This is a genomic window from Bifidobacterium eulemuris (assembly GCF_014898155.1).
Lineage (GTDB): Bacteria > Actinomycetota > Actinomycetes > Actinomycetales > Bifidobacteriaceae > Bifidobacterium > Bifidobacterium eulemuris.
Genome location: NZ_CP062938.1, coordinates 2,244,647 through 2,269,203 on the forward strand (window position 1 = coordinate 2,244,647; position 24,557 = coordinate 2,269,203).

Annotated in this window: 19 protein-coding genes, 2 tRNA genes and 1 pseudogene; 15 read left to right on the plus strand and 7 right to left on the minus strand. The window is 63.7% G+C overall.

Translation table 11 applies throughout. The annotated features are described in order from the left end of the window. Window positions 1-144 precede the first annotated feature (144 nt). From BE0216_RS09335 to BE0216_RS09345, 3 genes are all read right to left on the minus strand, one after another. Window positions 145-225 (minus strand) — tRNA-Leu (locus BE0216_RS09335). 100 nt (window positions 226-325) lie between these two features. After that, window positions 326-398, minus strand: a tRNA-Thr gene (locus BE0216_RS09340). Window positions 399-419: 21 nt separating this feature from the next. Continuing rightward, on the minus strand, window positions 420-635 hold the full coding sequence (locus BE0216_RS09345) for a hypothetical protein (RefSeq protein ID WP_143249323.1): 216 nt from the start codon (window positions 633-635) through the stop codon (window positions 420-422). Between BE0216_RS09345 and pgi the strand changes: the two genes are divergently transcribed. Further along, window positions 628-2,325, plus strand: coding sequence for a glucose-6-phosphate isomerase (gene pgi / locus BE0216_RS09350; protein WP_094637246.1), 1,698 nt, complete (start codon window positions 628-630; stop codon window positions 2,323-2,325). The genes BE0216_RS09345 and pgi overlap by 8 nt on opposite strands. 758 nt (window positions 2,326-3,083) lie before the next feature. Here pgi and BE0216_RS09355 read toward each other — a convergent pair. Further along, window positions 3,084-3,305: a transposase gene (locus BE0216_RS09355; RefSeq protein ID WP_404801832.1), complete on the minus strand. Its 222-nt coding sequence runs from the start codon at window positions 3,303-3,305 to the stop codon at window positions 3,084-3,086. Between the two features lie 354 nt (window positions 3,306-3,659). Between BE0216_RS09355 and BE0216_RS09360 the strand changes: the two genes are divergently transcribed. The 10 genes and pseudogenes from BE0216_RS09360 (at window position 3,660) to araA (ending at window position 14,131) form a co-directional block, all read left to right on the plus strand. Beyond that, window positions 3,660-4,565 (plus strand): DUF362 domain-containing protein, encoded by a 906-nt coding sequence (locus tag BE0216_RS09360; protein ID WP_094637247.1) that lies wholly within the window; start codon window positions 3,660-3,662, stop codon window positions 4,563-4,565. Between the two features lie 175 nt (window positions 4,566-4,740). Continuing rightward, the gene (locus BE0216_RS09365; protein ID WP_094637248.1) at window positions 4,741-5,313 is read left to right on the plus strand and encodes an ECF transporter S component; all 573 of its coding nucleotides are present in this window, start codon (window positions 4,741-4,743) and stop codon (window positions 5,311-5,313) included. An 8-nt stretch (window positions 5,314-5,321) separates the two neighbouring features. Next, complete coding sequence (locus tag BE0216_RS09370; RefSeq protein ID WP_158217234.1) at window positions 5,322-5,756, plus strand: DUF1893 domain-containing protein; 435 nt, start codon at window positions 5,322-5,324, stop codon at window positions 5,754-5,756. Window positions 5,757-6,025: 269 nt separating this feature from the next. Next, window positions 6,026-6,391, plus strand: a complete 366-nt coding sequence (gene rplS, locus BE0216_RS09375; RefSeq protein ID WP_072723454.1) for a 50S ribosomal protein L19 — start codon at window positions 6,026-6,028, stop codon at window positions 6,389-6,391. 100 nt (window positions 6,392-6,491) lie between these two features. Next, a complete protein-coding gene (gene lepB, locus BE0216_RS09380; protein WP_226805764.1) occupies window positions 6,492-7,256 on the plus strand; it encodes a signal peptidase I in 765 nt (254 codons plus the stop codon). Further along, window positions 7,253-8,101: a ribonuclease HII gene (locus BE0216_RS09385; protein WP_094637251.1), complete on the plus strand. Its 849-nt coding sequence runs from the start codon at window positions 7,253-7,255 to the stop codon at window positions 8,099-8,101. The genes lepB and BE0216_RS09385 overlap by 4 nt, the downstream gene beginning before the upstream one ends. Window positions 8,102-8,465: 364 nt before the next feature. Next, on the plus strand, window positions 8,466-9,581 hold the full coding sequence (locus BE0216_RS09390; protein WP_094637252.1) for a LacI family DNA-binding transcriptional regulator: 1,116 nt from the start codon (window positions 8,466-8,468) through the stop codon (window positions 9,579-9,581). Between the two features lie 162 nt (window positions 9,582-9,743). Continuing rightward, window positions 9,744-11,380 (plus strand): annotated as a pseudogene (locus tag BE0216_RS09395) (xylulokinase). 282 nt (window positions 11,381-11,662) lie between these two features. Further along, window positions 11,663-12,355, plus strand: a complete 693-nt coding sequence (locus BE0216_RS09400; protein ID WP_094637254.1) for an L-ribulose-5-phosphate 4-epimerase — start codon at window positions 11,663-11,665, stop codon at window positions 12,353-12,355. Between the two features lie 258 nt (window positions 12,356-12,613). After that, complete coding sequence (gene araA / locus BE0216_RS09405) at window positions 12,614-14,131, plus strand: L-arabinose isomerase (protein WP_094637255.1); 1,518 nt, start codon at window positions 12,614-12,616, stop codon at window positions 14,129-14,131. Between the two features lie 538 nt (window positions 14,132-14,669). On the opposite strand, the gene BE0216_RS09410 is transcribed toward araA, so the two are convergent. Continuing rightward, a complete protein-coding gene (locus BE0216_RS09410) occupies window positions 14,670-15,605 on the minus strand; it encodes a nucleoside hydrolase (protein ID WP_072723466.1) in 936 nt (311 codons plus the stop codon). 123 nt (window positions 15,606-15,728) lie between these two features. Between BE0216_RS09410 and BE0216_RS09415 the strand changes: the two genes are divergently transcribed. Continuing rightward, window positions 15,729-16,739 carry a LacI family DNA-binding transcriptional regulator gene (locus BE0216_RS09415; protein WP_094637256.1) on the plus strand — a complete coding sequence of 337 codons (1,011 nt, stop codon included), beginning with the start codon at window positions 15,729-15,731 and terminating at the stop codon, window positions 16,737-16,739. A 53-nt stretch (window positions 16,740-16,792) separates the two neighbouring features. Here BE0216_RS09415 and BE0216_RS09420 read toward each other — a convergent pair whose 3' ends face one another. Beyond that, window positions 16,793-18,211 (minus strand): MFS transporter, encoded by a 1,419-nt coding sequence (locus BE0216_RS09420; protein WP_158217235.1) that lies wholly within the window; start codon window positions 18,209-18,211, stop codon window positions 16,793-16,795. Window positions 18,212-18,614: 403 nt separating this feature from the next. On the opposite strand from BE0216_RS09420, the gene uriT reads away from it, so the two are divergent. Next, window positions 18,615-20,045, plus strand: a complete 1,431-nt coding sequence (gene uriT, locus BE0216_RS09425; RefSeq protein ID WP_094637294.1) for a uridine transporter UriT — start codon at window positions 18,615-18,617, stop codon at window positions 20,043-20,045. A gap of 103 nt (window positions 20,046-20,148) precedes the next feature. Here the strand turns inward: uriT and BE0216_RS09430 are convergent, their stop codons facing one another. After that, complete coding sequence (locus tag BE0216_RS09430) at window positions 20,149-21,969, minus strand: AMP-dependent synthetase/ligase (RefSeq protein WP_094637258.1); 1,821 nt, start codon at window positions 21,967-21,969, stop codon at window positions 20,149-20,151. Window positions 21,970-22,491: 522 nt separating this feature from the next. Between BE0216_RS09430 and pdxS the strand changes: the two genes are divergently transcribed. Then, window positions 22,492-23,367: a pyridoxal 5'-phosphate synthase lyase subunit PdxS gene (pdxS, locus tag BE0216_RS09435; protein ID WP_094637259.1), complete on the plus strand. Its 876-nt coding sequence runs from the start codon at window positions 22,492-22,494 to the stop codon at window positions 23,365-23,367. 302 nt (window positions 23,368-23,669) lie between these two features. Continuing rightward, a complete protein-coding gene (gene pdxT / locus BE0216_RS09440; protein ID WP_094637260.1) occupies window positions 23,670-24,290 on the plus strand; it encodes a pyridoxal 5'-phosphate synthase glutaminase subunit PdxT in 621 nt (206 codons plus the stop codon). Window positions 24,291-24,557 lie beyond the last annotated feature (267 nt).

Genomic DNA, 24,557 nt, shown 5'->3' on the forward strand with positions numbered 1-24,557 from the left:
GCCTCTCCCACGGTCCGTGCGCGGCGGCTCGGCCGATTCCACGCCATCGCGCGCCACCGGCATGAAGAAAGTATAGTGTTCGTCGAACGGCGTGTTCGGAATATGCCTAAGTTTGCATTGCGACGGACAACGGCCCCACCGAAGTGCGCGAGATGGGACTCGAACCCACACGTCAAAGACACAGGAACCTAAATCCTGCGCGGCTACCAATTACGCCACTCGCGCGAACGCCACAACTGTAGCAAGCCGTCTGCCCAGAACGGACCTGCGGGGTGCGCGGGCGTCCGGGGCATACGAAAAACCCCGGCCGAAACCGGGGTAGGGGAGCCACTTGACAGAATCGAACTGTCGACCTGCTCATTACGAGTGAGCCGCTCTACCGACTGAGCTAAAGTGGCGTGCGGCCCGAGAAGCATTCGCTACTCGCGCACAAAAAGAAAAGTATAGAGGAACCCGTCGAAAAAGCAAGACGGATTTCTTCGTTGCGCGTGTTGCCCGAGCGGAATGTGGTTTGTGTTGTTCTGTCCTCTTTTGTGAGTATCTTGTGAGATGAAGCGAAGTGTTGCGGCGTATGCTTTTCGGCGCGCGACCGCATCGCCTTCAGCAATGATGAAAGGAATGGAATTCATGGCCATCAATCCTCCTGTTGACGCCACCAAGACCCCCGAATGGGCCGCCCTGCAGAAGCATTACGACGAGCTGCAGAACGAGGGCATCAGCCTCAAGCAGTGGTTCGCCGATGATGAGAACCGCGTCGACGCGCTGTCCTTCGACGCCGGCGACCTGCACTTCGATCTGTCCAAGAACCTGATCAAGCCCGAAACCCTGAAGCTGTTCGCCGACCTCGCCAAGGCCGTCAAGCTCGACGAGCGCACCCAGCAGATGTACACCGGCGTGCACATCAACAACACCGAGGACCGCGCCGTGCTGCACACCGCGCTGCGCCGCCCCGCCACCGACGCCGGCAAGTTCATCGTCGACGGCCAGGACACCGTCGCCGACGTGCGCGAGGTGCTCGACCGCATCTACGCCTTCGCCGAGCAGGTCCGCTCCGGCGAATGGGTCGGCGTGACCGGCAAGAAGATCGAAACCGTGGTCAACATCGGCATCGGCGGCTCCGACCTGGGCCCCGTCATGGTGTACGAGGCGCTCAAGCCCTACGCGGACGCCGGCATCTCCGCCCGCTACATCTCCAACATCGACCCCAACGACCTGGCCGAGAAGACCAAGGGCCTCGACCCGGAGACCACCCTGTTCATCGTCGTCTCCAAGACCTTCACCACCCTGGAGACCCTGACCAACGCCCGCGAGGCCCGCACTTGGCTGCTTGAGGAGCTCAAGGCCGCCGGCGCCATCGACGGCTCCGACGAGCAGAACGCCGATGCCGTCAAGAAGCACTTCGTCGCCGTCTCCACCAACCTGGAGAAGGTCGCCGAGTTCGGCATCGACCCGAACAACGCCTTCGGCTTCTGGAACTGGGTCGGCGGCCGTTATTCCGTCGATTCCGCCGTGGGCACCTCCCTCGCCGTGGTGTTCGGTCCGGCCCGCTTCGAGGAGTTCCTGCACGGCTTCCACGAGATCGACGAGTACTTCGAGAAGACCCCGTTCGAGAGGAACGTAGTCGTGCTGCTCGGCATGCTCAACGTGTGGTACCGCAACTTCTTCAAGGTCGCCTCGCACGCCGTGCTGCCCTACGACCAGTACCTGCACCGCTTCCCCGCCTACCTGCAGCAGCTGACCATGGAGTCCAACGGCAAGTCCGTGCGCTGGGACGGCACCCCCGTCACCTGCGAGACCGGCGAGATCTTCTGGGGTGAGCCCGGCACCAACGGCCAGCACGCCTTCTACCAGCTGATCCACCAGGGCACCCAGCTCATCCCGGCCGACTTCATCGCGTTCGTGAACACCCCGAACCCGACCAAGGACGGCGACCAGGACGTGCACGAGCTGTTCCTCGGCAACTACTTCGCGCAGACCAAGGCGCTCGCGTTCGGCAAGACCGCCGACGAGGTGCGCGCCGAGGGCACCGCCGAAGAGATCGTTCCGGCCCGTGTGTTCACCGGCAACCGCCCGACCACCTCGATCTTCGGCGTGGCGCTGACCCCGTTCGCCGTCGGCGAGCTGATCGCGCTCTACGAGCACATCACCTTCGTCGAGGGCACCGTGTGGGGCCTGGACTCCTACGACCAGTGGGGCGTCGAGCTGGGCAAGCAGCTCGCCAAGGAGATCACCCCGGCCATCAGCCAGGACGATGAGGCGCTCGCCGAGCAGGACGCCTCCACCCAGTCCCTGATCAAGTTCTACCGCGCGAACAGGGAGTTCTGACTAGAGTCAGAACGCTGTGCTTAGCGACGTGCATGACGCTATCGCTATGCACTGCTACGAACAGTTCACTGGACTGTTCGTAGGGAGTTCTGATTCAGGCTGTCCGTCTGACTGCACTTAGGGGGCGTCGGTTCCGCGTGGAATCGACGCCCCCTCGGCGTATATGGGTTTGTCGATGGTGATGGGAGGGTGTTTTTCCGTTCTTCGCATTTTGGTGTGTATGGGCCGTGCGGTTTCATTCGTTGTGTGATCGAAAAAGTGAAGGAAACCGCGCGGCTTGTCTCCGAGTCTAGCGCGTTCGATGGCCGTGTCCTGCTCGGCCTTGACAGACTGGGGCTGGTTCTGCTGTCTCAACGGCATCTGGATGGTGGCGGGCGTGCCGGCATGTGGCTGATACGAGCTGTGAGCTCGAGGATGCGGACGGAGGGTCGCGGCTTTGCCCGGGATGCAGCTGGGCCAGCCGGCCGCGGTTCCCGAGAAGCAGGATGCGACATTGCGGGGCCGAGGCTGGCCGAGGGCGGTCGGATTGCGTCCAACTGCGTTAGCGGTAGTGGATTTGGGCCTTTGCGAAACTCGATCTGCGTTAGCGGTAGTGGCCTTATGTCCTACCGCCGAGTATACGTGGCGGAATATCAACGACGACGGCGGCTATGACGCCGATACGGCACTACCGCTAACGCAGATCGACATCCGCAGCCCATCAAATCCACTACCGCTAACGCGGTTCTTCGCATTTTGGTGTGTATGGGTTGTGTTGGTCATAGGTGGTTGAGGATGGTTTGTCTGAAGCCGCCGGTGTGCAGCAGGCTGCGGGTGATGCAGTTGTCGAGGTTGCGAAACCCCAGGGCGATGCCGCGCAGCGTCTCGAGCCTGCCGTTGATGGCCTCGGTGGGACTGTTGGAACCGTAGAGCCGGTCGAAGAACGCGAGGACGTCGCCCATGCGGCGTTTGAAGGTGCGGTCCAGCGTGGCGAAATACAACTCCGCCGCCTTCCTATGTTCCTCAAGACTGACCATTCATGCTTCTTGCGTCCGGTCTCCGAGAATGTCCGTGGTCCACTACCTTTGAGAAGTGGTCTTCCTCTGAATTTGGCGTCTTTCTCTGAATTCAAGAATCATCCCTGAATTCTCAAGGAAAGCCAGCGTGTGATGCGTTTTATTAAGGTCTTGAATCGGCTGCTTTCCGAGGTGGGGCATGCTGTTAATTTGGCTCTTCGCATTCTGGTGTGTAAGAGCCTCTTTTAGGAGAGGGGGCGATTGGAATCAAGGTTTGTTATATCGCTGGCGGTATTCTGGATGAGGGAATCACACGTGAAGGTTCGCAAGGAGGCATGAATGACAGGCACGTATCAGCCCCATATCACCGACTATCCGATGGCGCCGACGGTCTATATGACCCGCGACATCAGTCCCGCCGGACTGATGAAGGCCTACGAGGCGTTGGGCGCGCGGCCCCGAGGCAAAGTGGCGGTCAAGCTCAGCACCGGCGAGGGCGGCAACACGCATTATCTCGACCCCAACCTCATCAAGGATCTCGTGCACAAGCTCGACGGCACCATCGTCGAATGCAACACCGCCTACGCGGGCACGCGCGACACCTTCGACGCCCATTGGCAAACCATCAAAGACCATGGCTTCCTGGACATCGCGCCCGTCGACATCCAGGACGAGGAGGGCGAGATCACCCTGCCGGTCGAAGGAGGCCGCCGCATCACCGGCGACATCGTCGGCTCGCATTTCACGAACTACGACTACTACGCCGTGCTCTCGCACTTCAAAGGCCATGTGATGGGCGGATTTGGCGGCGCGCTCAAGAACATCTCCATCGGCATCGCCTCGGCGAACGGCAAGAAGCGCATCCACTCCGGCCAGGACGAGATCCTGCCCGACCATTTCAGCGGTGACCAGGACTCGTTCCTCGAGGCGATGGCCGAGGCATCGTCCGCCGTGTTCAACGCGCTCAAAGGCAATATGCTGTTCATCAACGTGATGAACCACCTGTCCGTGGACTGCGACTGCGACGGCAATCCGCACGCGCCTCAGATGGGTGATATCGGTATCCTCGCCTCGCTCGACCCGGTCGCCGTCGATCAGGCGTGCGTCGACCAGATCTACCTCTCCGACGACAACACCGGGCCCCTGATCGAACGCATGGAAAGCCGCCACGGCATCCACATCATCGAACACGCGGTCGAACTCGGCTTCGGCAGCCGCGACTACCGCCTCATCGACCTCGACTAACGATCGTGCCGATTGGAATCGCGTTCTCCTCTCGTCATCCTGAGCGGAGGCGTAGCCGGAGTCGAAGGATCCCATGGGATGCCTCGACTCCGCTCGGCATGACGAGTAAGGGACGCTCGGTATGACGAGGACGATCCGCTTGACATGACGCAACAACCAGACCAAAGGAATTGATATGACATCCACGACAATCACCCGTTCCACCGCACGTCCGTTGCCTTCCGTCACCACGCAGGTGTGGGCGACGCTGCTTGCCGTCGTCGGCGCGGTCGCCCTGCCGCAGGTCTTCCACGTGGCCGGCGCCTCGCTCGGACTCGGCACCGCCCTGGGCGAAACCCTGCTGCCCATGCATCTGCCGGTGCTGCTGGTCGGACTGCTCGCCGGCCCCTACGCGGGCGTTGCCGCCGGCGCGCTCGGTCCGCTGGTCAGCTTCGCGCTCTCCGGCATGCCCGGCCCGGCCATGGTGCCGTTCATGATTCTCGAACTGGCGGCCTACGGTCTGTTCGCTGGGTTCCTGCGCGGTGTGAACCTGCCGACCGTCGTCAAAGTGCTGATCGCGCAGGTCGCCGGCCGTGCGGTGCGCGCCGTGGCGATTCTCGTCGCCGTGTTCGCGCTGAGCAACACCACCGTGGCCGTCGCCTCCATCTGGACAAGCGTCATCGCCGGACTGCCGGGACTCGTCCTGCAGTGGGCGATGCTGCCGCTGATCGTATGGCTGGTGGACCGCCGCACGGCCGCGGGCCGGTAAGAGGCGCGATGTTCGCCGATATCGAACGCGCGAAGGCCGCGCTCGCCAGCGACCCCACGCTGGGATGCGCGGCCTGCCTCGGCGGGGAGATTGTCACCGGCATGGGCCGGGGAGTCAGGCCGCTGCTGCAATGGCTGGCCAACGGGCAGGACATCCATGGATTCTCCGCCGCTGATCGTGTGGTCGGCAAGGCCGCGGCTCTGCTGTATGTCAAGCTCGGCGTGGCCGCCGTCCATGGGCGGACGATGAGCGAGGCGGGCCTGTCCGTGCTGCAATCCCACGGCATCGAGGCGAGCTATGACGCGCTGGTGCCGATAATCCTCAACCGCACCCACACCGGCATGTGTCCGATCGAGGCATCCGTGCAGTCCATCCGCACGCCCGACGAGGCCGAACCCGCCATCCGCGCCGCCGTCGCCAAGCTGATGGCGTCGAATTCGTAAGATCTTCCATGCGCCGCCGAGCCGTCAAGGTCGTGCTTCGGTCGAGGAGGGCGCGTACACTGGTTCGCTGATTGTGCTGTGAGACGGGTTGCCGCATAAACCCGCCCCACACGAGGTCCAGCCGGGCGGCCTGCGAAGGCCCGACTCCCGGCGGATCGGCACCTCCCCTCGGGCGGACCCGTGGGGGATGATGCAGGCGTATCGCACGGCTTCGCGCCGGGCGACGCCCCGACCTATCGCCGATATGCGGCGGCGAACGAGGAACAACAATGGTTAACGCTATTGAGGCATTCGACGCCAAGCACGTCAAGCCGGCCGAAGAGATCCCGGCCTTCCGTCCCGGCGACACCGTCGACGTGAACGTGAAGATCAAGGAAGGCAACAATTCCCGTATCCAGACCTTCACCGGCGTGGTGATCGCCCGTCAGGGCTCTGGCGTGCGCGAGACCTTCGTGGTGCGCAAGATCAGCTTCGGCACCGGTGTGGAGCGCCGCTTCCCGCTGCACTCCCCGGCGATCGACTCCATCAAGCTCGTGCGTATGGGCCGTGTGCGCCGCGCCAAGCTCTACTACCTGCGCGCCCTGCGTGGCAAGGCCGCTCGTATCGTCGAGCGTCGCGACAACTCCGCTAAGTGAGTTTGTGAAATTCAGCCCGGAGGCTTCGGCTTCCGGGCTGTTTTCATTTTCGACGGGTATGATGGCCCACGGAAACCACAGCGAGCCCATGAGGAGGGACATGCAGCCGGAGAATCCCACAGGCGACGAAGCGCGCGACGCCCGCACCTTCCAAGTCGCCGACCACGGCGTGGACCCGACGCCGGTGCCCCCGCCGGCGACGAACGGCCGGCACGCGGCGGCCCGCGAAGACAGCTTCACTTTCCGTGACATGCTGGTCTGGTGCGGGGTCCCCATCATCATCGTGCTGCTGTTGCGCATCTTCCTCGTCGGACTGTATACGATTCCCAGCCGCTCCATGATGGACACCATCGAACCCGGCGACCGCGTGCTCACCAGCAAACTCAGCCCCGGCGTCTTCAGTCTCCAGCGCGGCGACGTGATTGTGTTCCACGATCCGGCCAACTGGCTGAGCAGTGAGCAGAGCAGCGACATCGTCGGCGACTATCTCATCAAACGTCTGATCGGCCTACCCGGCGATGTGGTCGCCTGCGAGGGGCCAGGCGAGCCCGTCACTATCAACGGCGTGGCCATCAACGAGACGAGCTACATCCGCCCCGGCGTGGACCCCTCCAGCTTCGCGTTCAGTGTGACCGTCACCGAAGGGCATGTGTTCGTCATGGGCGACAACCGTTCCAATTCCGCGGATTCCCGCTTCCATCAGGACGATGGTTCGAACGGGCTGGTGCCCATCAGCGATGTGGTCGGCGTGGGAGTGGTGCGCTACTGGCCGTTGAACCGCATCGGTCTGCTGGACGCGCATCATGAGGTATTCGCCGACGTGCCCGACGGTGATACGTCCGATGCCGCCGGAGCGTCGCAATGAGCGTCTCCGTGACGCCCACGCTCGACCTGGAACGCCAGCTCGCGTCCCGTGGTTTCGACCTGATCGTAGGATTCGACGAGGTCGGGCGCGGCGCGCTCGCCGGCCCGGTGATGGTCGGCTGCGCCGCGATCTGGGCGCGGGACCTGCCCACATTGGAGATTCCCTCCGGCGTGGCCGATTCCAAAATGCTCACCGAGCATCGCCGTGAAGCCATGTTCGACGAACTCTGCGCATGGCCTGCCGCCTACGCGGTCGGGCAGGCCAGCAACACGGAAATCGACGAGTGGGGCATCACCTATGCGCTGGGCGTGGCCGCCTTGCGCGCCCTCAACCAGGTCGAACGTGACTTGGGGCTCGGCGACGGCGCAGGTGTGGGGGCCAGCGAGCCAGCCGGTTTCGTGGATGGCGCGGCGGCCGTGGGCGTCATGGAAACCGGCTCGAACGCCCCGGACGTTTCGGCTGCGCGAAACGGACGCGGCGGTCGCGACGAGTTCGGCGTCGTGGATTTGTTCGACAGATCCAATGTGCGCGTGGGCGCGATCCTCGACGGTCCCAGCGACTACATCACCAAAGCGCTTAACACCTTCGACGCACCATCCGTGCCGATTCCCGCGCAGGTGACCACCAAAGTCAAAGGCGACCAGCATTGCGCCACGGTCGCCGCGGCGGCAGTGATCGCCAAAGTGACGCGCGACCGTCTGATGACCTCGATCGCGCAGGGCAATCCGCGCTACGCACCCTACGAATGGGCTCATAACAAGGGATATGGTTCCGCCGCGCACCGCGCCGCCATCGCCGAGCATGGCGTCACTCCCTTGCATCGCGTCAGCTGGAAACTGCGGTAATCCCACCTCGGGCCGGACGCGTCTTCACTGAGGGAGCGCGAGTTTGGTGTGGCCGGTTCGCCCGATTGAGCCGATTTCGCACACCAAACTTGAAAATCAATCGTTTTACCTGGGCGAGGCTCGGCGAGTCGACACACCAAACTCGAAAATCGCCTGCCGTGAGGTCGTCTGGCTGCGTTATGTAACGCGGGGTATACGGAGCGCACGGTTGGGATGTACAATTGTGAGCGTTCACGTTTTTGGGTGCGGGACGCGACGGGCTCGCATTGCCATGAGCGACGAGTACGGGCGTCGCCTGCGAGATTCGCGCAACGCCGTTCGCAAACGTGTTCGTGCAGTGTCGCCCAGCGGGGAGGATCGGGATATGGCAGCAAACCGCACAACAGGCAAACGGCCTTCGATGTTCGAGGTGGCCAAACTCGCCGGCGTGAGCCATCAGACCGTCTCCCGCGTGATCAACGACTCGCCCGACGTCTCCGACGCGACGCGCGCCCGCGTGCAGGAGGCCATCAAACAACTCGGCTATCGCCCCTCGAATTCGGCCCGAGCACTGGCCTCGCGCCGCTCGCGCACCATCGGCCTGATCGCCGGCGGTCTCAAATTCTTCGGCCCGATCTCCGCCATCACCTCCATCGAGTCGATGGCGCGCGACCACGGCCTGTTCATGTCGGTGATGATGGTGCATGAGGCCCTGTGCACGCAGGCCGACTTCAACAACCTCACCGACACATTCAACGAGCAGAACGTGGACGCGTTCATCTTCCTGACGCCGACCGACGTGATGTTCGCTGCCGCCTGCCGGGTCAAGGTGAGCCAGCCGCGCGTGATCGTCACCTCCACGCACGGGCAGATGACGGTGCGTGAGGGACTGGGCCTGATCTCCGCGCCCGACCGCCGCCGCACCGCACTGGTCGGCATCGACCAATGGGGCGCGATGGCCGACGTGGTGCGGCTGCTGGTCGAATACGGGCATAAAAGCGCCGTGTATTTCGCCGGGCCCAACGAATGGCGCGACGCCCACACCCGTTTGGACGCGTGGCGCAAGCTTTCCGCGGCCAGCTCCATCGACATGCGGGTGGTGCGTTGCCATACGTGGGATTCCTCCGAGGCGTACGCGCAGATGAACCATATGATCGACGAATACGGTCGCGACGGCGTCGCCCTGCCCACGGTGGTGGTGACCGCGAACGACAGCCAGGCCGTCGGCGTCGCCCGCGCCCTGCACGAGCATGGGCTGCGCATTCCGCAGGATGTGAGTCTGGTCGGATTCGACGACATGGCCGCCATGGACAATATGTATCCGCCGTTGACCACCGTGCGCCCCGATTTCGAAGGGCTGGGCGTGGCCGCCATGCGCGAGGTGCTGCGGTTGCTGGGGGAGGGCGCGGACTCGACGTTCCTGACCAGCCAGCATGGCGTGGGGCTTATTCCCGCCGAAGTGGTCAACCGCCGTTCGCTGGGCCCCGCTCCGCGCCGGTAATGTGAGGACACGACGAGGTTGTGAACGCTCACAGGAACCGGTACAATGTGTATCGGCAAGATTGTGAGCGCTAACAGCACATCCGAGGACGGGAAGCTGCGGGCGCCAAAAGAACCAGCGATCACCGCGGATGGCCGCGCGATCAACCAAAGGAGTCCACACATGGCAGCAACAGAGAATGCCGCTGAGCAGGTCGCCACCATCGCCGAGAAGATCCGCGCGGGCAAAACCTCGCTCGGCATCGAATTCGGATCCACCCGCATCAAGGCGGTGCTTATCGACGACACCTACGCCACCATCGCCTCCGGCGACTTCGGATGGGCCAGCCATCTGGAAGACGGCCTGTGGAGCTATTCCATCGACGAGATCTGGACCGGCCTGCAAACCGCCTACTCCGCCATGGCCAACGACGTCGAACGCGCCTACGGCGAAAAACTCACCCACGTGGGCCATATCGGCTTCTCCGCCATGATGCACGGCTACCTCGCCTTCGACGAAGCCGGCGAACTGCTCGTGCCCTTCCGCACCTGGCAGAACACCAACACCCACGAGGCGCACGAGAAGCTTTCCGAACTGTTCCAATACAACATCCCCGAACGCTGGAGCATCGCGCATCTTTATCAGGCCGTGCTCAACAACGAGGAGCATGTCGGCAAGGTCGCCTTCTTCACCACGCTCGCCGGCTATGTGCACTGGAAGCTCACCGGCAAGAAGGTGCTTGGCGTGGGCGATGCCTCCGGCATGTTCCCCATCGACCCCGCCACCCGCACGTGGGAGACCGAATTCGTCAAGCAGTTCAACGCGCTGCCCGAGGTCGCAGCCCAGCCGTGGTCGCTTGAGGATTTGCTGCCCGAACCGCTGGTCGCCGGCACCCCCGCCGGTGAACTAACCGCCGAAGGCGCGGCCTTGCTCGATCCGACCGGAACCCTGCAGCCGGGCGTCGTGTTCGCCCCGCCGGAAGGCGACGCCGGCACCGGCATGGTCGCCACCAACTCCGTGCGCGTGCGCACCGGCAACGTCTCCGCCGGCACCTCGATCTTCGCGATGGTCGTGCTGGAGCGCAAGCTGGAACGCCTGCACCCCGAAGTCGATCTCGTCACCACCCCGGCCGGCGACCTCGCGGGCATGAGCCACGCCAACAACTTCACCTCCGACCTCAACGCCTGGGTCGGACTCTTCGGCCAGTTCGCCGAAGCGCTCGGCACCCCCGTCGACGTCGGCACCCTGTACGGCACGCTGTTCCGCGCGGCCATCGCCGACGACGTGGACCGCAACGCCGGCGGCCTCATCAACTATCCGTTCCGCGCCGGCGAATTCCTCGCCGGACTGCCCGAAGGCCGCCTCGTCTTCGCCCGCGGTCCGGAAGCCAACATGAACCTCGGTAACTTCATGCGCGCCCAGCTGTTCTCCGCGTTCTCCCCGGTCAAAATCGGCATGGACGTGATGACCAAGGACGAACACGTGCAGGTCGACTCCCTCGTGGGCCACGGCGGCATCTTCGCCACCCCAAGGTCGCGCAGAAGATCCTCGCCGCCGCGTTCAACACCCCCATCAAGGTGATGGCCACCGCCGCCGAAGGCGGCGCATGGGGCATGGCCGTGCTCGCCGACTACCTGTGGCACGCCGACACCGCCCTCGACGCCTACCTCGACGAGCGCGTCTTCGCCGACGCGGCCTCCATCACCGAGGCCCCGGACACCCAGGACGTGGTCGGATTCGAAGACTTCTTCGACCGCTTCACCAAGGGGCTGCCGATTGAACACGCCGCCATCGCCGCCATCCCGCTGGAAGAGCGGTGATGGAGTGTCATCCGCGTTGCTCCTCGGTCGACATACCTTCGTATGCCTTCCCTCGGTGCGCCTTGATGACACACACACATCACCGCCTCCCAGCGCTGGAGCGCCCTCCACTCCCAGTCGAGATGCTTCGACTCCGGCTCCGCCTCCGCTCAGCATGACGGAACGAAGCCTATAACTGAACATCGTCATCCTGAGCGGAGCGCAGCGGAGTCGAAGGATCTCCAAGCCTCCCAGACATTCCGCTCAGCACACCAGTCCAATCCCAACAAGGAAGGAACAACAATGGCAACTTTGGCTGATTACGGTCCCGAAGTGCGCGCCGAAGTCAAGCAGGTGCGCGAGATCGTCGCCACCCTGCACGACCAGCTCATCAAGTGGAACCTCGTCGTGTGGACCGCGGGCAACGTGTCCCAGCGTCTGAAAACCGCCGACCTGTTCGTGATCAAGCCCTCCGGCCTGCGCTACGAATACCTCACCCCGAGCTCCATGGTCGTGTGCGACCTCGACGGCAACGTCGTCGACGGCTCCGAAGCCCCGTCCTCCGACACCGCCTCCCACGCCTACATCTACCGCCACATGCCCGACGTGTACGGCGTGGTGCACACCCACTCCACCTACGCCACCGCCTGGGCCGCCACCGGCCAGAACGTGCCGTGCGGCCTGACCATGATGGGCGACGAGTTCGGCGGCGAAGTCCCCGTCGGCCCCTTCCGCCTCATCGGCTCCGAAGCCATCGGCGAAGGCGTCGTCGAAACGCTCAAGAAGTACCCCAAGTCCCCGGCCGTCCTCATGCAGAACCACGGCCCCTTCACCATCGGCAAGGACGCGGAGGGCGCCGTCAAAGCCGCCGCCATGACCGAAGAGGTCGCGCACACCATGTGGGCCGCCAAGCAGCTCGGCGAGATCATCCCGATCGCGCAGGAAGACATCGATAAGCTGAACGACCGCTACCAAAACGTCTACGGCCAGCACTGACGCAATGGAGTGTCATCTGCGTTGCTCCTCGGTCGACGTACCTTTGTACGCCTTCCCTCGGTGCGCCTTGATGACACACGCATTGCGCCAATGCTTACAGCACCAGTCTGATGGCGACATATCGTCATCCTGAGCGGAGGCCTGGCCGGAGTCGAAGGATCCCGGCCATGAACTGGCGGCAGATGCCTCGACTGCGCTCGGCATGACGAATAATTCGATAACGCAACAACCCAATCACAACGAAGTAAGGAACAACCCATGGCAATGGAAAATCCCTTTGAGGGCAAGGAAATCTGGTTCGGCGTCGGCTCGCAGGACCTCTATGGCGAGGAGGCGCTGCGCCAGGTGGCCGAGCAGTCCACCGAAATCGTCGACGCGCTCAACGCCACCGGCAAGATCCCGGTCAAGCTGGTCTTGAAGCCCACCCTCAAGTCCTCCGACGGCGTCAAGCAGTTCATGGTCGAAGCCTCCGCCAACCCGAACGTCATCGGCGTCATCACCTGGTGCCACACCTTCTCCCCGGCCAAGATGTGGATCCGCGGCCTCGAAGTGCTCACCAAGCCGATGCTGCAGCTCAACACCCAGCACCACATGGAGATCCCGTGGGAAACCATCGACATGGACTTCATGAACCTCAACCAGGCCGCCCACGGCGACCGCGAGTTCGGCTACATCGTCTCCCGCCTCGGCATCAACCGCAAGATCGTCGTCGGCCACTACACCGACCCCGAAGTCGCCGAAAAGATCGCCACCTGGGCCCGCGCCTGCGCCGGCTGGGACGCCTCCCAGAACATGAAGGTCATGCGCTGGGGCGACAACATGCGCAACGTGGCCGTCACCGAAGGCGACAAAACCGAGGCCGAGCGCGTGTTCGGCGCGTCCATCAACACCTGGGCCGTCAACGAGCTCGTCGCCGCCTACGAGGCCGTCAAGGACGACCAGGTCAAGGCCATCATCGAAGACTACAAGGCCAAGTACGACGTGGCACCCGAGCTGCTCGACGCCAAGTACGACTCCCTGTTCATCGCCGCCAAGGAAGAGGCCGCGATGGTCAACATGATGCAGGCCAACGGCTGCACCGCCGGCGTCGACAACTTCGAAGACCTCGGCGCCCTACCGCAGCTGCCCGGCGTCGGCCCGCAGCGCTTCCCTTCGGAGTATGGTTTCGGCTTCTCCGCCGAAGGCGACTGGAAGACCGCCGTCCTCGTGCGCATTGGCGCGGTCATGGGCTACGGCCTCGACGGCGGCGCCTCTCTCATGGAGGACTACTCCTACAACTTCGTGCCCGGCCATGAGCTCAACATGGGCGCCCACATGCTCGAGGTCTCCCCGTCCATCGGCACCATCGCCAAACCCAAGCTGGAGATCCACCCGCTCGGCATCGGCGGCAAGGCCGACCCCGTGCGCCTCGTCTTCACCGGCGCGCCCAAGAAGGACGCGGTCGTCGTCTCCATGTCCGACGTGCGCGAGCGCTTCCGCCTGCTCATGAACGTCGTCGACATCGTCGAACCCGAAGGTTCCCTCAAGGCCCTGCCCTGCGCCCGCGCCCTCTGGAAGCCGCAGCCCAGCCTCAACGTCTCCGCCGAATGCTGGCTGCGCGCCGGCGGCTCCCACCACACCTGCATGACCACCTCCATCGGTCGTGAGGCCTGGGAGGACTTCGCCCGCATGGCCGGCGTCGAACTCGCCACCATCGACGCGGACACCACCCCGGCCGCGTTCGAACGCGAGCTGCAGATTAGCGAAATGTACCACCGTCTCAACAACCAGCACTGAGATAACGGAGCGTCACCGGCACGGCAGAAGACTCGACGTACCCTCGTACGCCTTCGCCTTCTGCCGCACCGGTGCCGCACGCGTTATCTCAGCGCTTCGCACTGACGCACTTGCGCGATTGCGAAGCAATCGCATATAAGTGCGTGATCGGCGAAATGGGGACAGTCCAGTGGACTGTCCCCATGGAGCTCCACAGGACTGTCCACGCTGGGGGTGTGGTCAGTGTGGACGGATTGGCAGTTACTGACTATTCATCCACTGTGGCGTATCTGTCATCGTGGATAAATTGACGGTAACGGCCGACTCATTCACGCCTGACACCCTCAGCGTGGATGAAGCGACAGTAGATAACCATCCATCCACACTCACATAACCCTCAACGTGGATGAATTGACAGTTACTGGCCGTTCATCCATGGTGCCATGATGGTGCCTTGACCCTCAGTGTGGACGAATCGTCAGCATGCGCTGGTGGCCTGGTTCGTCAGATATGCGAACCAGGCCACCAGCGCATGCGGTTATTCGAGATTGGTTTGATTTCAGTCGTAGTACTTGATGCACTCCTCGACGAGATCCCAGAACTTCTCCACGTCGATGTCGATGGCGACATCGGTGTTCTTGACGTCGTCGGTGAGCAGGAAGTAGTCGCAGTTGGTGCGGCCGTAGCTCTGCTCGCTGTTGATTTCGATGTCGGTGTGCATGTTCTTGACGGTCACGATGGAGGGGTCGATCAGATAGGCGACCGTGGTCGGATCATGCAGCGGGCCGCCCTCCCAGCCGAACGTCTTCTTCTGCCCCTTGTTGAAGAACGTCATCAGATCGCAGAACAGTTTACCGGCGCGGTTGTCGTGCTTGCTCATCCGCTCGATCACGGACGGATAGCACAGCACCTTGCGGGTGATGTCAAGTCCCATCATGGTCACCTTCACACCGCTGGAGAACACGATGTGCGCGGCCTCGCCGTCGGCCCAGATGTTGAACTCCGCGGAAGGCGTGACATTGCCGAGCTGGTAGCAGCCGCCCATCAGCACGATCTGGTTGATCTTGGGGATGATGCGGGGTTCGATGCGCATCGCCATCGCGACGTTGGTCAGCGGACCCGTCGGAACCAGCGTGATGTCGCCGTCGGAGGCCATCAGGGTGTCGATGAGGTAGTTGATGGCGTGCTTGTCCTCGATGGTTTTGGTCAGTTCGTCGAACACCGGGCCGTCAAGTCCCGAATCGCCGTGCACGCGTTCCTCGACGGGCCTCGGCTCGATGACCATGGGAACGCTCATGCCTTTGTACACCGGCACATCGATGCCGAGATACTGGCAGACGTTGAGCGCGTTGCGGGTGGTCTTCTCCAGCGACTGGTTGCCGCGCACGGTGGTGATGCCGAGCAGCTCGATGTCGGGATGGCCGGCCGCCATCAGAATCGCGACGGCGTCGTCGTGTCCGGGGTCGCAGTCGATGATGATCCTGTGCTTTGCCATTACGGAACCTCCTTGTTGATAAATCGTTTTGGCAAAGACATATTAAACATCTATCCGAAAAAATGTCAACTGCGCGACACGCCGTGTGCCAACGCATAGAATGAGGTGAGGAAAGGGGCGAACATGCGAGTGACGTTGAAGGACATCGCGGAGGCGACCGGCACATCGGTGCCGACGGTATCGCTGATACTGAATGACAAACCGTTTAGGGTTTCCGAGGAGACCCGCCGGAAGGTGCTCCGCGCCGCCGAGGAGATGCATTACGTGCGCAATCAGGCGGCCCGCGATCTGCGGCAAGGGGCCAACCACACCCTCGGGCTGATCGTTCCGGACATCAGCAACGGCTTCTATTCCTCGTTCGCCAAAGGGGTGGAGCGCGCCTGCCACGATGCGGGCTGGAGTCTGCTGCTCAACGACTCCGACAACGATCCGTCGCGCGAGGCGGAGTACATCGAGCTGATGTACTCCAAAAACGTGGAAGGCGTCATCCTGGCCAATGCCGCTGGTGACGAACGGAAGACCTCGGCGAGTCTGCGGACGCTTGTCTCCCGGGGCGTCCCCCATGTGCTGATGGATCTTTCCGGCACGGACCAAAGCGATGCCGTGGCGGGAGACCACCATGTCGGCGGCCGGACGGCGACGGATTACCTGCTCAGGCTCGGCCATCGCCGTATCGCCTGCATCACGGGCCCCATGCATTTGGAGGGCGCGCGCAGCCGTTATGAGGGGTATCGGGAGGCGCTGTCCGCCAAAGGGGTGGAGTATGACGAATCCTTGGTGTACGAGGGGGACTACACCTACGAAACCGCCCTGCAGCTGGCCCGCATGATGGATTGGGAAGCGTTCACGGCGGTGGTCTCTTGCAATGATCTGACTGCTCTTGCCGTGTGCAAGGTCGCCGCGGAGATGGGGTATTCCATCCCCGCCGACCGATCCGTCATCGGCTATGACGACGTGCTGTTCGCCGGACTGATGACTCCGGGGCTGACGACCATGCACCAGCCCAACGAACAGATGGGCATGGATGCGGCCCGCATGCTGATGGAGCGGGTGCGTCATCCCGACCGCGAGCGCGTGGTCACCATGTACACGCCGCAGCTGGTGGTGCGGGACAGCACGGCACCCTGCCGGTAGACGGCCATGCTCCGCGCGGGGGAGCTACGCCTCGCGTCCCATGGCTCGTCCGCTCAGGGGACGCGCCGTGGGATGAGCAAGGAGCAGCCCCAAGCGAGCGCCATGGTCGCGGCGCTGACCGCCAAGGCCGCGGCGTATCCGCATTGGGCTCCCATCCTGTCCGCGACGCCCTCTTGCGCGCCGTACAGCAGCAGATAGCTGATGCCGGAGGCGAGGTTGAAGGTGCCCGCCGTCAGTCCAGGCAGGGTGCCGGGGCTGTCGCTCGGGGAGAGTTCGACCGCCAGCGCGTTGATCATGATGTTGACGATACCCACATACCCCAGGCCAAGCATCGCGGATAGCGCCGCGATCGAAGGTCGGCTTGGGTGCAGGGCGGCGAACACGCCGAAGCACGCGGCCAGTGATGTGAGCGCAAGTCCGGCGCGGAACACCGCAAGATATCCGTTGCGGGCGGCGAGTACGCCGGAGAGGATCGCCATGGGCATGCCCGCCAGCGCGTATGGCACCAGCGTCACGATGGTGGAATCGCCTGCGCTGAGCGCGAGGCCGCCCTGCGCGTCCTGCGCGATCGCCGGTATCAGTCCGTTCATCAGGGCGAATACGCCGATGAGGGCGATGAAAACGGTGAGGAGAAAGCCCCAGGTGCTTCGCTGGGTCAGATAGCCGGTCGGAGCGAGCGGCGATGTCGCGCGGCGTTCGATCCGCCAGAAGGCGGCGAATGCGCATGCGGCCACGAGTATCAGCGCGATCGAGGTCGATGTGGGCATGCTGCCTGAACGTAGGGCTGAGATGGCGCAGAGCAGCGTGCCGACCGCCAGGGCGAGGCAGGCCACTCCTGGCCAGTCCATGGTCGCCGCGGTGGGAGTTCGGCTTTCGTCCGCGGTGATCGCAATGGCCACGATGCCGCAGATTCCGGTGCCCGCCAAAGTCCAGAACACGGCGCGGTATCCGAATTCGGAGGCGAGCCATCCGCCCGCGATGGCGTCGAGGCCGGCGATGCCTCCGTTGGTGCATGTCACCGCCGCCAGAAGAACGGCGTAGGTGCGGTCGTCCGTGACGCGCTCGCGAAGCATCAGCAGGCATAGGGAGATGATCGGGCCGGTCACGCCCTGCAGCACGCGTCCCAGCGTGAGCAGGATGAGATTCGGCGCGGCGGCGGCGATGGCGCTGCCTATGGTCGCGACGGCCAGCATGCCGATGGTGGTGCGTTTGCGTCCGGCGATGTCTCCCAATCGGGGGAGGAACAGCGAGAAGATGGCGGAGGATGTGAAGAAGACGGTTTGCGTGTCCGCCGCCTGCGCGGCGGTGATGTCGAGTTCGGCGCTCATCGTCGGCAGGGCGGGGGAGACCATGGACGCGTTGAATTGGTACGAGAAGATGGCGAGGAACAGCGATGCCATCAGCCCGATAAGGGTGGGGTCGGGATGGAATCCGCGATCGCGTCGCGGCGTGGGGTGTGCTGTGTGAGGCATGGGTGGGATCCTTCGGAATGGGTGTGGCTGGCCGGGGTCGTCGCGGCCATGGTTGTCGGTGGCCGGGTCGTGGAGTGGGGAGACTTTGGCTGAACTCAAGATAAAACGTTTCATCATTGATGTCAAAGATTCATGCGCTGCATTTTTCGGACTGAATCGGCGTGTCGCCGGCGCGGGGTCTCCGCGGATGGGCGCATGTTGGCTTAAAAACAGGGCTCCGGTGCCCATCGGTGGGCTGTTTTTTCAAAAAACTATGTTTTGACATTAATGCCAAAACGATTTATCTTGTTTTCTGTCACGGTATGAAGGCCGCGAAGCGGGGCCTGTGACATCGCGTTATCCGCTGAAGAAAACGAAGGAGTTTATCCATGTCGAAGTCGACATACACGATCGGAGAACCGCGATGAACGATACCGTCCGATCCTCGTCGTCCGTGCGGCGGAACGGAGGCGGCAAATCCGTCGCCTTCCTTATGGTCGCGTTCCTGACCGCCACGTTCGCGTTCCAACTCAACGCCTCCATGCTGTCGCCCGCGTTGGTGACGATGCAGGAGGAACTGAACACCAGCGCCACTCAGATAGGCCTTTCCCAGACGGTGTTCTTCACCTCGTCGGCGCTGTTCTCGTTGTTCCTTCCCCGCCTGGCCGATCTTGTCGGACGTAAGAAGGTGCTGCTGGGCATGCTGCTGGCCACGGTCTGCGGATGCAGCGTCGCCGCGCTGGCGCCCAACGTGCCGGTTCTGCTGCTCGGCCGACTGCTCCAAGGCACGGCCGGACCGATTGTGACCCTGTGCATGATCATGCTGCATGTGAGGGTCCCTGACGAAAAGCAATACACCAAGCTTATGGCCATCATCACATCCGTCAACGGCGGCATCGCCGGCGTCGACGCCATCGCGGGCGGATGGATCGCCGGCACGTGGGGATACCGTCCGATCTTCTGGGTTATGGCGGGCATCGGACTGTTGTCCACGATTCTGGTCGCCATCGTCGCCGATGAGAGCAAAGCTGAGGAGTCGAACGAGCGTATGGATTGGCCGGGCGTGCTGTTCCTGGTGCTCGCGGTGGGCACCGCCCTCACCGCCGTGAATTCGATGCAGCGCATCACCGAGGCGAACTGGCTGCTGATCGGCGTGCTGTTGGCGGTCGCGGCCGTGGCGTTCGTCGTGTTCTGGAACATCGAGAAGCGCAGCAGTCATCCGATGTCGCCGATCCATTACATCAAACAGCGCCGCACATGGGGGCTGCTGCTCACCGCCCTGCTGACCCTCACTGGCGTGTTCGCGATTATGAACGGCGTGGTGCCCGCCATCGCGCAGGACTCCGAGGCGGGCGCGGACATCTCGGCAAGTGTGTCCTCGTTCGTGACGCTCACTCCATACGCCATCATCGGCTTGGTGTTCGGTCCGATCTCCGGAGTGCTCGCCACCAAATTCGGGTATCGCAAGGTGCTGCGCTGCGGTCTCATCGTGAGCGTGGCGGCCGCGGTGTTCGGCGTGTTCGTCGCGCAGTCGCCCAGCGCGGTCGGCCTGCTGGGCATGTCGCTGGCCATGGGCGTGGGCTATGCCGGCACCGCCAACATCATGCTCAACGGTCTGGGCATAGTGCTCTCGCCCAAAGACAATCCGGGCTACCTGCCGGGCTTCAACGCCGGGGCGTTCAATCTGGGCGCGGGCATCAGCTATACGATTCTGTACGGCATTATGGATGCGTTCACTGAATCCTCGGGCGCGACCGCCGGATATACGGCCAGTATGATCGGCGGCGCCGTGATTCTGCTCCTCGCGCTGCTCAGCTCCTTCCTGATCCCCAAACCGGAGTCCGACGTGGCGTAGGCGACGGACGATAAGGCGGGCCGGTCGATCGCATCGAGATGATGGCGATCGGCCGGCCCATTTTGCGTTACGCGGCTCCGTTCCGTCGCAGCCCGAGCGCGCGTCAGCGCTTGTCGCCGTAGATCTGGGTGGCGATCGTTTCGGCGAAGACGCGGTTCACTGCGGGGCGCACCACCTTCAGCGAAGGCGTCAGGCACTTGTTCTCATTGGTGAACTGCGTGCCCAGCACCACGAACTTGCGCACGGATTCGGCGCGCGAAACGGTCGCGTTGGCGCGGTCCACATAGGTTTGGATCTCCTCGTGCACCGCCGCGTTCGTCGCCAGACGGTCCACCGGCGTATCCACGGACAGGCCATGCGCGGCCAGCCACATCGGCAGGCTCTCCGGATCGAGCGTGACCAGCGCGCCGATGAACGGACGCGCGTCGCCCACCACCACGCAATGCTCCACGATCGGGCATTTGACGATCTCCTCCTCCAGCGGGATGGGGGAGACGTTCTTGCCGCCGGCCGTGATGATGATGTCCTTCTTACGGCCCGTGATGGCGAGGCGGCCCTCGTCGTCCAGCGACCCCAGATCGCCGGTTTTCAGCCAGCCGTCCTCGGTGAAGGTCTCGGCCGTCTTCTCGGGCAGGTTATGGTATCCGACGAACACGTTCGCGCCCTTGACCTGCACTTCGCCGTCCTCGCTGATGCGCACCGACGAGCCGGGCGCGGGCTGGCCCACGGTGCCGATTTTGTTGTCGGACGCGCGGGTCACGGTGAACGGGGCGGCGGTTTCGGTCATGCCGTAGCCCTGGATCATCGGCAGTCCGATGCCGGCGTAGAAATGCGCCAGATCCGGGTCGAGCGGCGCGCCACCGCACGCCACGAACTTGATGTTCGGACCCAACGCGCCGCGCACCGTGCGATAGACCAGCGTCTCGTAGGTCGCGCGTTCGGCGATCTCGCGGGCGGTGTGCGCCTCGCCGTTCTGCTCCTTGCGGCTCCACACGCGCGCGGCCGCCACGGCCTTGGCGAACAGACGGCCTTTCATACCCATGCCGGCCTTGTGCGTGGCGGCGTTGTACACCTTCTCGAACACGCGCGGCACGCCGAGCAGATAGGTCGGGCGGAAGGAACGCAGGTCGGGCAGCAGCGAGCGGGTGTCGGGCAGATAGCCGACCACACCCGTGTCGGAGCCGATCGAACAATACTGGATATAACGGGCGAAGCAGTGGGCGAGCGGCAGGAACAGCAGCAGACGCGGGAGCCCCTCGCAGATCATCTCAGGCAGGCACTCATAGCCGGCGCGCACGATGGACAGGAAGTTGCGGTGGGTGAGCTCGGCGCCCTTCGGCGTGCCTGTGGAGCCGGAGGTGTAGACGATGGTGGCGAGGTCGTCGGCACGCACCGAGGCGATGCGCTCCTCGAGCTCCTCGTCGGAGACGGCCACGCCCATGCCTTCCAGCGCGCCGAGCGCGTTGCCGTCCATCATGAGGATCTGGCGCAGCGCGGGGCAACGGTCGCGCACGGAGTCGAGACGGTCGAAGCGCTCGCGGTCGTCGGCGATCGCGAGACGGACCGTGGAATCGTTGAGAATGCGTTCGGCCTGCGCGGCGGAATCGGTGTCGTAGATCGGCACGTTCACCGCGCCCACGGCGGCCAGCGCGAAGTCGAGCACGCCCCACTCGAAGCGGGTGGACGAGAACAGGGTCACCGCATCGCCTTTTTCGATGCCGAAGGCGATGAAGCCCTTCGCCGCGGCGCGCACCAGGCGGGAGAATTCGCCGGTGGTCACGTCCTGCCAGCGGCCCGGTCCCAGCTTCTTCGAGGCGATCACCGTGTCTTCGCCGGTGCGGGCGATGCGTTCGGTGAGCAGGGAGTACAGCGTTTCGTCGTCACGCACCTCGATGGTGCCGGGGGTGGTGTATTCGGTCAGCATTCGTGCACATATCCGTTCTGCGAACGTGGCCTTAAGGGGTTCGTGGCCACACTATCGCTCAGGTTACGCGGCCGTAGCCGACCGCGGCTTTGTGGCCTCCATCAAAAAGGTCCCGCTCCTTTTGTCCGCCGATACAAATGTGGATGACCGGGTGCTGGGTGCCGGCGAAGCCTGCGCTTGGCTTGGCCTGACGATGTGCGGAATGCGGGAGCGGCGCGGCCGGGTGGGATTGTGACAGCGGGTGGTGGGGCGTGTGGATGGATTTGTCTGAGGATGAGCTGCCTGCCTGAGACCGAGGTTTGGGAGCGGGACTTGTCGGTGGGAGCGCGGCCTTCGATAAGACGCTATAGGTTTTGCTTATTGCCGGAATATAGGCGCGCCGCGTGTCATGATGCGGACGCGCTTTAGCATGTGGGAGGATGACCGGCGCGTGGAGGGCACGACGCCGGCGTCGTATGCGATGCCGAGGCGCGACACTGTGCGCCCGCGGCACTTACCGCACGTCATGGAAGGGAAGAGAACATGGCCGAGAACCGCAACGAACTCAACAAGAACCTCGCCCAGATGCTCAAGGGCGGCGTGATCATGGACGTGACCACGCCCGAACAGGCGCGCATCGCCGAGGACGCCGGCGCGTGCGCGGTGATGGCACTGGAACGCATCCCGGCCGACATCCGCGCCGCCGGCGGCGTGAGCCGTATGAGCGACCCGGCCATGATCAAAGGCATCCAGGATGCCGTGTCCATTCCGGTGATGGCGAAGGTGCGCATCGGGCACGTCGCCGAGGCGCGCATTCTGCAGGCCATCGAAATCGACTACATCGACGAGTCCGAAGTGCTCTCCCCGGCCGACGACGTCTACCACATCGACAAAACCCAATTCGATGTGCCGTTCGTGTGCGGCGCGAAGAACCTCGGCGAGGCGCTGCGTCGTGTGGCCGAAGGCGCGTCCATGATCCGTACCAAGGGCGAGCCCGGCACCGGCGATGTGATCCAGGCCGTGCGCCACATGCGCACGATGAACAAGCAGATCCGCGAACTCGTGGGGCTTCGCGGCGACGAGCTGTTCGAGGCCGCCAAGCAGCTGGGCGTGCCGGTGGAACTCGCCCGCTACGTGCACGACAACGGCCGTCTGCCGGTCGTCAACTTCGCCGCCGGCGGCGTCGCCACTCCGGCCGACGCGGCCCTGATGATGGAGCTCGGTGCCGAAGGCGTGTTCGTCGGATCCGGCATCTTCAAGTCCGGCGACCCGGCCAAGCGCGCGGCCGCCATCGTGCAGGCCACCGCCAACTGGCAGGACGCCGACCTGCTCGCGCGCCTGAGCGAAAACCTCGGCGAGGCGATGGTCGGCATCAACGAAGACGAAATCGAAACCATCATGGCGGCGCGTGGCGAATGAGCCGCTTGGCAGCTCATTCGCCACGAGGCGGCCGAAGAGGAAGCCCAGTGGGCTTCCGTGCCGCCGGAGCCATCCTTATAACAAAACCCACTCCGTACGAATCGTAAGATTTCCGTTCCGCGACGACATGAGATGAGATCCCTCGACTCCAGGCTGCGCCCTCCGCTCGGGATGACAGGAAGGGACGGTTGCTCCCCAGATGGCCGGCCTTTTCCGTCATGCTGAGCGGAGCGCAGCGGAGTCGAAGCATCTCGCACCAAAGGCGGGAGTAGACCCTCTAAAGAATGGATTGAGAAGCACTTATGGTCGTAGCAGTCGAATACATCAGTAAAGAGGCGTCCGAGGGCGCTGAAAACGCCACCCACGGTGTGACCGGCATCCTCGCCGTGCAGGGCGCGTTCGCCGAACACGCCGCCATGCTCGACCGGCTTGGCGCGCCGTGGAAGCTGCTGCGCGCCGCCGACGACCTCGACGGGTCCATCGACCGGGTGATCCTGCCCGGCGGCGAAAGCACCACGCAGGGCAAGCTGCTGCGTTCGACCGGCCTGTTCGAGAAAGTGGCCGCGCATATCGCCGCCGGCAAGCCAGTCTTCGGCACCTGCGCCGGCATGATCCTGCTCGCCGACCGTCTGGAGAACGACGACAACGTATATTTCGCCGCGCTCGACGCCACCGTGCGTCGCAACGCCTATGGCCGCCAGCTCGGCTCCTTCGCCGCCACCGCCGACTTCGGCGAGGTGCGGGACTTCCCGCTCGTGTTCATCCGCGGCCCCTACGTCGTCTCGGTCGGCCCGCGCGCCCAGGTCATGACCGAGGTGAACGGCAACGTGGTGGGCCTCAAACAAGGCAATATCCTCGCCACCGCCTTCCATCCCGAACTCACCGACGACACCCGCATCCACGAGCTCTTCCTCAGCCTGTAGAAAGAGCGCGCGAGCTCGAAGGTCGATTCGGGTGGTGGGGCGTCCGTGCTTCCGCTCCGATTGCGGTAACGGCAAGGCTTTGAGCAGAGCGTTGAAGCTCCGTAGGTTGTCGGCCATATGCGCTGATGGAGCCCGTGATGGCGCTCGTTTGCGTGAACCCTGATACCAAGCCGATTTCGAACGCATGATTATGCGTGATACGCCGCGGACTGCCCACGGAATTCGCAAGGCGACGACGCCGCATGCGAAAAGTCGGGCGAATCCCTT